The sequence below is a fragment of the Bacillus sp. IS1 genome, from assembly GCF_032461585.1.
Taxonomy (GTDB): domain Bacteria; phylum Bacillota; class Bacilli; order Bacillales; family Bacillaceae; genus Bacillus; species Bacillus velezensis.
Window position 1 is genome coordinate 226,504 of record NZ_JAWCWR010000005.1, and the last position, 8,658, is coordinate 235,161.

General features: G+C 42.1%; 9 protein-coding genes and 1 pseudogene. 5 read left to right on the plus strand and 5 right to left on the minus strand.

Translation table 11 applies throughout. From position 1 onward, the window contains the following. The first annotated feature begins 71 nt into the window (after positions 1-71). Positions 72-554, plus strand: a complete 483-nt coding sequence (locus tag RUW00_RS17980) for a GAF domain-containing protein (RefSeq protein WP_007613120.1) — start codon at positions 72-74, stop codon at positions 552-554. Between the two features lie 34 nt (positions 555-588). Here RUW00_RS17980 and RUW00_RS17985 read toward each other — a convergent pair whose 3' ends face one another. Continuing rightward, the gene (locus tag RUW00_RS17985) at positions 589-2,337 is read right to left on the minus strand and encodes a sensor domain-containing diguanylate cyclase (RefSeq protein ID WP_276350957.1); all 1,749 of its coding nucleotides are present in this window, start codon (positions 2,335-2,337) and stop codon (positions 589-591) included. A 290-nt stretch (positions 2,338-2,627) separates the two neighbouring features. Between RUW00_RS17985 and rpsD the strand changes: the two genes are divergently transcribed. Continuing rightward, on the plus strand, positions 2,628-3,230 hold the full coding sequence (gene rpsD, locus RUW00_RS17990) for a 30S ribosomal protein S4 (RefSeq protein WP_003152406.1): 603 nt from the start codon (positions 2,628-2,630) through the stop codon (positions 3,228-3,230). Positions 3,231-3,484: 254 nt separating this feature from the next. After that, a complete protein-coding gene (locus tag RUW00_RS17995; RefSeq protein WP_280145384.1) occupies positions 3,485-4,855 on the plus strand; it encodes an aldehyde dehydrogenase in 1,371 nt (456 codons plus the stop codon). Positions 4,856-4,992: 137 nt separating this feature from the next. Here the strand turns inward: RUW00_RS17995 and RUW00_RS18000 are convergent, their stop codons facing one another. The 4 genes from RUW00_RS18000 to RUW00_RS18015 form a co-directional block, all read right to left on the minus strand. Beyond that, positions 4,993-5,550: an SMI1/KNR4 family protein gene (locus RUW00_RS18000; RefSeq protein WP_095272615.1), complete on the minus strand. Its 558-nt coding sequence runs from the start codon at positions 5,548-5,550 to the stop codon at positions 4,993-4,995. Between the two features lie 18 nt (positions 5,551-5,568). Further along, the gene (locus RUW00_RS18005; RefSeq protein ID WP_095272617.1) at positions 5,569-6,114 is read right to left on the minus strand and encodes an HNH endonuclease signature motif containing protein; all 546 of its coding nucleotides are present in this window, start codon (positions 6,112-6,114) and stop codon (positions 5,569-5,571) included. 579 nt (positions 6,115-6,693) lie between these two features. After that, entirely contained in the window at positions 6,694-7,161 is a 468-nt protein-coding gene (locus tag RUW00_RS18010; RefSeq protein ID WP_072177253.1) for a hypothetical protein, read from the minus strand. Between the two features lie 132 nt (positions 7,162-7,293). Beyond that, the gene (locus tag RUW00_RS18015; protein ID WP_072177252.1) at positions 7,294-7,935 is read right to left on the minus strand and encodes a hypothetical protein; all 642 of its coding nucleotides are present in this window, start codon (positions 7,933-7,935) and stop codon (positions 7,294-7,296) included. Between the two features lie 99 nt (positions 7,936-8,034). Here RUW00_RS18015 and RUW00_RS18020 point away from each other — a divergent pair. Then, a pseudogene (locus RUW00_RS18020) lies at positions 8,035-8,202 on the plus strand (type II toxin-antitoxin system HicA family toxin); the annotation flags it as partial. A 26-nt stretch (positions 8,203-8,228) separates the two neighbouring features. Further along, complete coding sequence (locus RUW00_RS18025; protein WP_032867698.1) at positions 8,229-8,645, plus strand: type II toxin-antitoxin system HicB family antitoxin; 417 nt, start codon at positions 8,229-8,231, stop codon at positions 8,643-8,645. Positions 8,646-8,658 lie beyond the last annotated feature (13 nt).

Sequence of the window (8,658 nt, forward strand, 5' to 3'; positions counted from 1 at the left end):
GAACTTCTCGACAAATGCCGGCAGAACGGCCGGAACTTTGTTTGATATTATAGAAAAAGTGAGGGTTTTCCATGTTTCATGTCGAAAAACAATCCGGAGATAAAGAAAAAAGTTATCAGCTTCTGCTTAAACAGCTCGAAGCCATGACAGAAGATGAAACGGATGCGATCGCAAATTACGCGAATGCGTCAGCGCTTTTATACCATTCATTACATGAAGTCAACTGGGCGGGGTTTTACTTCGCTAAAGAGGGCGAGCTCGTGCTCGGACCGTTTCAAGGACTTCCTGCCTGTGTGCGCATTCCGTTCGGCAGAGGCGTATGCGGCACTGCCTACTCTAATGGCTCGGTGCAGCGGATTGCCGATGTGAATGCGTTCCCGGGACATATCGCCTGTGACGCGGCTTCCCAGTCAGAAATCGTTCTCCCGATCCGCGTAAACGGTGAAGTGATCGGTGTGCTGGACATTGACAGCCCCGTGAAAAACCGTTTTGATGAAACGGACGAAACCTATTTAGCAAAGTTTGTTGAAACGCTTGAAAAACGATTAGGATAAAAAAAGGAGCCCGGCCGGCAGGCCGGCTCCTTTTTTATGTCGTCGTGCTGTTTTGATGGATGATCAGCCGGTTTTTGCCGTTCCGTTTGGCGATATAAAGCGCCTCATCCGCTTGCTGAACGAGCAATTTCAACGGCATCGGGCCGGTCTTTGACCAGCAGGAAACGCCGCAGGAAATCGTCACGCGCGGCTCGGTGTTTTCCCGGATGGCGCGAACCAGCCTTTTAGCGATGCGTTCTCCGGATGACACGTTGATATTCGGCAGATAGACAGCCAGCTCCTCGCCCCCCCACCTCGCAGCGACATCATGCTCACGAATATGGTTCTTCATAACGGAGGCCACCTGAATCAGGATCGAATCTCCCGTTTGATGACCGTATGTATCATTAATATTTTTGAAATTATCGATATCAACGAGGATGAATACACCCCGTTTATGAATTTTCATGCTGTATTGAATTTTCTCATCCAAATAGGTTCTTGAATACAGCTCCGTCAGCTGGTCTGTCTGAACAAGATGCTCAAGCCTGTCGCGCAGCATGGAGTTCGTGACCGCCAATGTCGCATGGTGAATGAGCGCTTGAAAAAGCTTATACATTTCAAACGTAAAAGCATACAAATCCTTTTTCAATAAAATCGCGAACCCGAAGACGGTGTCATTTTCGATCATCGGCACCGCCATCAGCGAGCCGTAGCCGTTTTCGCCGAATACAGTCTTTCCGCTGCCGATAAACACGCCCTTTTCTCCCTCGAACAGCTTTTCTTTCACAATGCTGATATAGGGGTTCGCACGTTCTGTCTTAAAAAAAGCGGTATGTCCCGGAAGCAGATTTTGCGTCTCAAAATGATCAATATGAAAAAAAGCCACTTCTTCCGCATGAAACGACTGGGTCATAATGGCGGCGAGCTCCCGCATCGTATCAGTGAGTCTGAGGCGCTGATTCAGCTGGCGCGATGTTTCATTAATGAGCTCCAGATTCGCAATGCTTTTTTTCGATTGCTCATAGAGCTGCGCATTTTCAAATGCTTTTCCCGCTGCGCCCGCAAGCAGCAGCATTTCACTGAGAGTACTGCACGAAAGAACGGCATCCTGCAGCCCCTCCGTCTTCAGAACCCCGTATGTCCCCTGCTGGCCTTTGATCGGCAGATAAGCAGATGACCTGCCTTTTCTGAGCAGTCTCCCCGATAAATAAACCTTCAGGGCAGACGGATCTGCATCTTTTCCGTCCATATGTAATTCTTTTGCGGGAAGCTGTCTGTCCGTATCCTGATCCTGCGTGATAAACAGTGAAAAGCGGAAAGACCGGAAAGCCGTACTCAAACTTGCCTGCAGTTTTTCCAAAACCTCATTTTGGTCCAAAAGCGAATGGAACATTTCTGTCATTCTGTGAATTTTCCGCTGATGCTTCGTTTTGTCAAACAGCCCGCTTTGTCTCACAGATTGATTAATAAACTGAGTAACGATCTCAGGCAATGATTCCGGGATCGGCAGCCCGACTTCCGAGCGCAGATAAAAGGATCTGCCGGACGTCTGATTCCTGATCATAAAACGGCCGTCACTCTCTTTCAGCGGAGCATAATGCGGTTCATCTTCTGTTTTTATGGTGAAACGTGTTGATTCTGCCGGTGAAAGGGTCAATGAAAGAGATGTAAAGCAGGATTCGAGAGCTGAGGCCAGCCATAACAGCGAGTCGGATAATGAGACGGATTCAGATTTCGTTAAGAAAAAAGAAAGCATTTTCTGATGAAAGGCCGTCACTTCATCAATTGTTTGTTTTTTCATTTTTATCACCTAAACATGTACTACTCATTTTTGTACATTATATCATAAACCGGCACTCTTCATGGAGAAATGGTTGACGGCGGCGGAGAAAAATCATATAATGTTCTTTGTGTGAAATATTGCAGCCTTTTTGTTCAGCTTCTGTGTTTGCATTTTGTTCCTTAGCTGTAAGGTGTATCGTGTAACTCTCTGCTGCTGGAGCGAGGATACATGAAAACAAAATGTGCACGGTCGGATCGAACAGACGGTTTTTATTTTCCACAAAATAAAACCAAAGGAGGAGTCACATTATGGCTCGCTATACAGGTCCATCTTGGAAACTGTCTCGCCGTTTAGGAATCTCTCTTAGCGGTACAGGTAAAGAATTAGAAAAACGCCCTTACGCACCAGGTCCCCACGGTCCGGGACAGCGTAAAAAACTATCAGAATACGGTTTGCAATTGCAAGAAAAGCAAAAACTTCGTCACATGTACGGTGTAAACGAACGTCAATTCCGCACATTGTTTGACAAAGCTGCAAAAATGACTGGTAAACACGGCGAAAACTTCATGATTCTTTTAGATGCACGTCTTGATAACGTTGTGTACAAGCTCGGTCTTGCACGCACTCGCCGTCAAGCACGCCAATTAGTTAACCACGGTCACATCCTTGTTGACGGAAGCCGCGTTGACATTCCGTCTTACCAAGTAAAACCTGGTCAAACAATCGGTGTTCGCGAAAAATCAAGAAACCTTTCTATCATCAAAGAATCTGTAGAAGTAAACAACTTCGTTCCTGAGTACCTTACTTTCGACGCTGAAAAGCTTGAAGGTACATTCACTCGTCTTCCAGAGCGCTCTGAGCTTGCTCCGGAAATTAACGAAGCGCTTATCGTTGAGTTCTACTCCCGTTAAGTAAAACGCTCTTTAAAGAGCATTGGATTAAACCCCGGACATGTTGTAATGACAATGTTTCCGGGGTTTTTCTTTTGGGCTGTCAGAATAATGGACAGATGCTCCCTCTCTTTATTAAAAAAAGCCCCTGTCCGGGGCTTTTTTTATGTGCCTACTGGCTTTTCAGCTACATGTACATTAGAAACCCCCATTTGACAAGCAGAAGAAATTTTCCACATAATAAATCACCATACCTTACAAAAAGGAGAGACGAAATGAACAGCATCCCCTCTATCGTCAGCAAACACAAAGCCTATTTTGCGGCGGGGCATACGAGACAGCTAGAATCGAGACTGAACATGCTGCAAAAGCTGAAACAAGCCATCAAAACACAAGAAGCCGATATAACAGCCGCTCTCTATCAGGATCTCCACAAATCCGAACAGGAGTCGTACACAACAGAAATCGGAATTGTACTGGAGGAAATCAGTTTTGTGATGAAGCGGCTGGGAAAATGGATCAAACCGAAACGAGTCAAAACGCCTCTGACTCACCTAGGCTCGAAAAGCATCATTATCCCTGAGCCATATGGAACCGTTTTGGTGATTGCGCCTTGGAATTATCCCTTGCAGCTGGCGCTTTCACCCTTGATTGGAGCCATTGCAGCCGGAAACACAGTCGTTCTTAAACCGTCAGAATACACGCCGGCGGTTTCCGCTGTTCTTTCCAAACTCATCAGCAGCGTTTTTCCGAGTGACTATGTCGCTATGGCGGAGGGCGGACCCGACGTCAGCACTGTGTTATTACAGCAGCCCTTTGACTATATTTTCTTCACTGGAAGCGTTGCCGTGGGAAAAATCGTCATGGAGGCCGCCGCCAAACAATTAATTCCCGTTACCTTGGAGCTCGGCGGCAAAAGTCCCTGCATTGTCCATAAGGATGCTGATATACAGCTTGCCGCCAAACGCATCGTCTTCGGGAAATTTACAAATGCAGGGCAAACCTGCATCGCACCGGATTATTTATTTGTCCACCAAGATATCAAAACGAAGCTCACAGAAGAAATGAAGCGTGCGATCAGCGAATTTTACGGCCCTCAGCCTGAACAAAATCCGCAGTACGGCAAAATCGTCAGTGAACGCCACTATCAGCGGCTGCTCAGCTTTCTGAATGATGGCGTCCCGCTTACAGGCGGACAATTTAATCCTGATCACCACAAAATAGCGCCGACGATTCTAGATCAAGTGAAGGATGACTCTCCAGTGATGCAGGAGGAGATTTTCGGGCCAATTCTTCCGCTCTTTACATACCGTGATATCGGGGAAGTCATTGAGAAAGTCCAATCGCGCCCAAAGCCGCTCGCCCTGTATCTCTTCACCACAAACAAAGAAACTGAGCGCGCTGTTTTAGAGAACCTGTCGTTTGGCGGAGGCTGTATCAATGATACGTTAATGCATGTTGCGACGCCGTATTTGCCATTCGGCGGCGTCGGGGAAAGCGGCATCGGCAGCTATCACGGATTTGACAGCTTTAACACGTTTACGCACAAAAAAAGCGTCGTCAAACAAACGAACCGCTTCGACTTCGCTTTCCGTTATCCTTCTTCCAAAAACGGGCTGCGAATGATTCGGAAAATACTTAAATAAAAAAGCGCAGAGTATCTGCGCTTTTTATAAATCCTCTATACACCAATTAATCGGTTCGTCTTCCAAATTAAACCTATTTTCAAAAATTCAAATCGAAGTCTAATAGTAAAAATGAACCAACCCAACTGTAGGAAACGTTAATCCTCATCACCCTGGTGAGTCCTATAATAATTTTCAGCAGTATAGATATTCCACTCCCAAAAATTTGCTCCTTGAGACAAGATATACCTATCTAAAAATATCTCAAAATTAAGTTGCATTGGTTCATACTCAATAAATCCGCGGAACCATAAATAGTTTGGATCTGTGGAAAATTTTGTTTTGTCAATTAACAAATAACATCCGTCTAACAGATGTGCGACAGGAATAAACTGAGGCTCTAAAAAACCATTTTGCATATACTTTTCAACCTCTTCTACATTAAGAATATGCAAACCCCCACCCACATTCTCACCGTAAATCAACAAATCAAATATTCTGGCTCCGTTATGCAATTTTAAAAAGGTTTTATAATCTTCAGGAAGTGAGACTTTTATTTTCTTCTCAAAACTCTCAATCTCCAGATCTGTTGCACCTTTAGAGAAAGTACATTCTGTTTCTAAAAGAGTTCCTTCATTCCCTAAAATTTTTAAGCGGCCTTTTTCATCAATTACTTCTTTTAGACCTTGGAGCGTTTTTTCAACAAAAACTGCCATTGAGCCACCTCTTACTTATTAATATTTATCCCTCCAAGGATTTAATAGATTTTGGTGCATATCACGAGGGAGAGGATACAAATTATTAAAGTTATTTTTTCCCCCATACTTTAGCGGAAGCACATGGTGAATATCGAATGAACTCCAATTCCACTTCGGATCACCGTATGTGTCGATGTACTTCTTTATATAGTTACCTCGATCCGTTCTGCTATCCCATTTAGCTCTTTTATCGACAGGTACAGCCGGGAAATTTGCTTTAGCCGGTAAGGGCATTGTTTTTTTGCTGTGAGTATTTATTATCTCTGGATACAGCATTGCTATTTTATTCGCAAGAGCAGGAGCCAATGTTCCAGTTGAAGTATCAGGAAGTGAACCTTTCCAGCCGGCTACCGAAGTATGTTGGGACATAAAAAACTTTGTCTTTTTAGGATAATACGACTTTGAATATGATTTACCTGCTTTAATATCCTTCCCTAAAAATTCTCTATTATGGAGAAAAACCCTTCCATATTTTCCGCTATAAGTGTTACTTTCATATAATCGTTTTTTCCTTCTCCCCACCGCTTCTTTCTGGGTTCCTCCTGTTGTGGCACTTTAAACAGATCGTTTTATGATTATCAAGATCAAATGCCCCGCTTGGATCATCTCTTAATGTGTTGGTATTTGCCTCCGTTATTAATCCATGACGACGTCACTCACAACACAAATAGCCGTCCCTTATCAGAACGACTTTCCTTACTCGCTTCCAGCGTGCTGTATTATATTCTAATTCGTCACGTTGCCTTGCCATGCTTACTCCTTTTCTGATTTACCTGAACCGACTACACACGACAAACAGAAGAACGTGAGCGCAATAAACCATAACGTCTCGAATGGGTGCGCATAAATTGTTTCCATGCTCTATCAACATAAAAAGCTTCTATGGATAGCGGTTTGGGCGTTCGCATCCTTTCAGCCGCACACCTTAGATTCTTTCCTAATTCCTCAAAGGCTTAATTAATTGTTTTCATGTAATCCCTCCAATCATATTCTTTCTAAACTGCCCCACACTCAAGCCGTTAACCGCCAATAGCTTTCCCTGAGACTTACCGGACGCAGTTTACAGAGAATATAAAAAAGCCTTCGAAAGGAAGGCTTTTGTTAAATTTCAGATAAGGATTCATTTGCTTTGTTAATTAGACCATCATATTTCTTAATAAGATTTTCTTGATAATATACTAACTGTAATAAATCATCATAAATTTGCTTACAAGAAAATAAACTCAGTAGATAATTCCACCGTATATTCTTAGATAATAATTGGTAATCGGTAATACGATATTCGTTTATTAACTTTAAATTGAAATCATACACATACATTTTATTATCCGTAGCTGCTAAGACTGGTCCGTCATCAGAACGTATGTCTAATCTACTATTATAAAATGTTCCGTTGGTTTCCTGAATATAAGATAATATCGGCTTTAATTTATCTGCTAATTCAATGATTTTGTTTTTTTGAAGCGTAAGAGTTCGAAAATAGTTCTGTTTGGCTTCTTCAATTGCTTCATAATTTACTTCTAAATTTGAAATTTTTTCTTCAATAAGCTGAGAAACACTCTTGTCCATGTATATCACCTCCTTTTACTCTATTATCGGTAAAAGAGCGTAACAATAGAACCATTTACAAAATTTGTCTAACGATTCATCGAACTCATTATTTTAAAAAATTCACTCCGTAGGATGCTTACTATCTCAACTTTAATTTTCTTCAGTTGGTTCTACTTGACCCTTTATTTTATCGTAGTTATCTATACACTCTTTCAATAAAACATAGATGATGTATCGTTTATCTATTTTTGCTGTTTCCCTCCTATAGAAAAAAAACCATGCTATTAAAACAATGAAAAATGGTATTGCCACAGCCCATAACACTGACCGAAAAATCGGAGTGAAGTCAAGTGAATCCAATAAGCCTGAAATTTGTTCTTTGCTCAGTTTTTTCCCATCTATATATTTTCCGTAAATGCTATTGAGCAAGCCCATAGCAGAACTGAATACCCCTACCGCAGCAGAAGATAAAACAGTAATCATTACCATAAAAAATGAAAAGGGCTGCACATGCAAAGACTGACTATCTTTTGAAATATTAATGGCACCTTCTGCCTTGTTAAACATCCTTTTTAGATCATCTTCTTCATGATCTAAAATAATTGTTTTTTGAAGTTCCTTTTCTTCATCTATTGTTAGATTGTGAATTTTTCCATAGCGATTTTCTAAATAAGTTCTGATTCCTTTTGATTCGCCAAAATTTCTACTCATATTATCACCCCAATAATATATCGACCATTCTTCAAAAATTGTAAGGATTTGCGAAATTTGTCGAACAAAAGTTCTTTTCATAAATTAGTCTCAACCGTAAGACAAAAAACGCTTTTTTCAAAAATAAGTATCGACACGTATAAATAATACGTGTTATAATATATATGAAGGGAGGGAAACATGAAGTCTTCAAGAGATATCATAAAGTTACTTACAAAAGATGGGTGGTATTTAAAGCGGGTTGTTGGTAGTCATCATCACTTTAAACACCCAACCAAACCGGGAACGGTAACAGTCCCACACCCAAAAAAGGTCAAACCCGGCACACTAAACTCTATACTTAAACAACCCCCTTGTAAGGAGGTTTTATATATATGGCAAAGTATTTATTTCCGGCGATTTTTGATGCAGGAGAAGACGGAAGCGACGGCTACACAATTACTTTCCCCGATTTACCCGGCTGCATTTCAGAGGGTGAAAACGTGGATGATGCTATGAGTATGGCAAAAGATGCGCTCGAAGGCTTTCTATATGGCATGGAAGAAGACGGCGAAGACATCCCTTCCCCATCCGCTCCAAAAGATATCAAAGTGCCGGCAACCGGTTTTGTTGTTATGGTAAGCGCCTGGACAGATATTGTCCGTGATGAAATGGAAAACAAAGCGGTGAAAAAGACCCTTACTGTACCTAAATGGCTGGCGGAAGCAGCAGAAAAAGAAGGTGTAAACTTTTCGCAGCTTCTTCAATTTGCATTACGTGAGCGGCTTGGCATTAATAAAAGATCATCATAAAAAAAGACAGCCT

Bases quoted from the DNA above. Each gene is read 5' to 3' on its own strand.
- RUW00_RS17980 (WP_007613120.1), top strand. From the start codon at position 72: ATGTTTCATGTCGAAAAACAATCCGGAGATAAAGAAAAAAGTTATCAG.
- RUW00_RS17985 (WP_276350957.1), bottom strand. From the start codon at position 2,337: ATGAAAAAACAAACAATTGATGAAGTGACGGCCTTTCATCAGAAAATG.
- rpsD (WP_003152406.1), top strand. From the start codon at position 2,628: ATGGCTCGCTATACAGGTCCATCTTGGAAACTGTCTCGCCGTTTAGGA.
- RUW00_RS17995 (WP_280145384.1), top strand. From the start codon at position 3,485: ATGAACAGCATCCCCTCTATCGTCAGCAAACACAAAGCCTATTTTGCG.
- RUW00_RS18000 (WP_095272615.1), bottom strand. From the start codon at position 5,550: ATGGCAGTTTTTGTTGAAAAAACGCTCCAAGGTCTAAAAGAAGTAATT.
- RUW00_RS18010 (WP_072177253.1), bottom strand. From the start codon at position 7,161: ATGGACAAGAGTGTTTCTCAGCTTATTGAAGAAAAAATTTCAAATTTA.
- RUW00_RS18015 (WP_072177252.1), bottom strand. From the start codon at position 7,935: ATGAAAAGAACTTTTGTTCGACAAATTTCGCAAATCCTTACAATTTTT.
- RUW00_RS18025 (WP_032867698.1), top strand. From the start codon at position 8,229: ATGGCAAAGTATTTATTTCCGGCGATTTTTGATGCAGGAGAAGACGGA.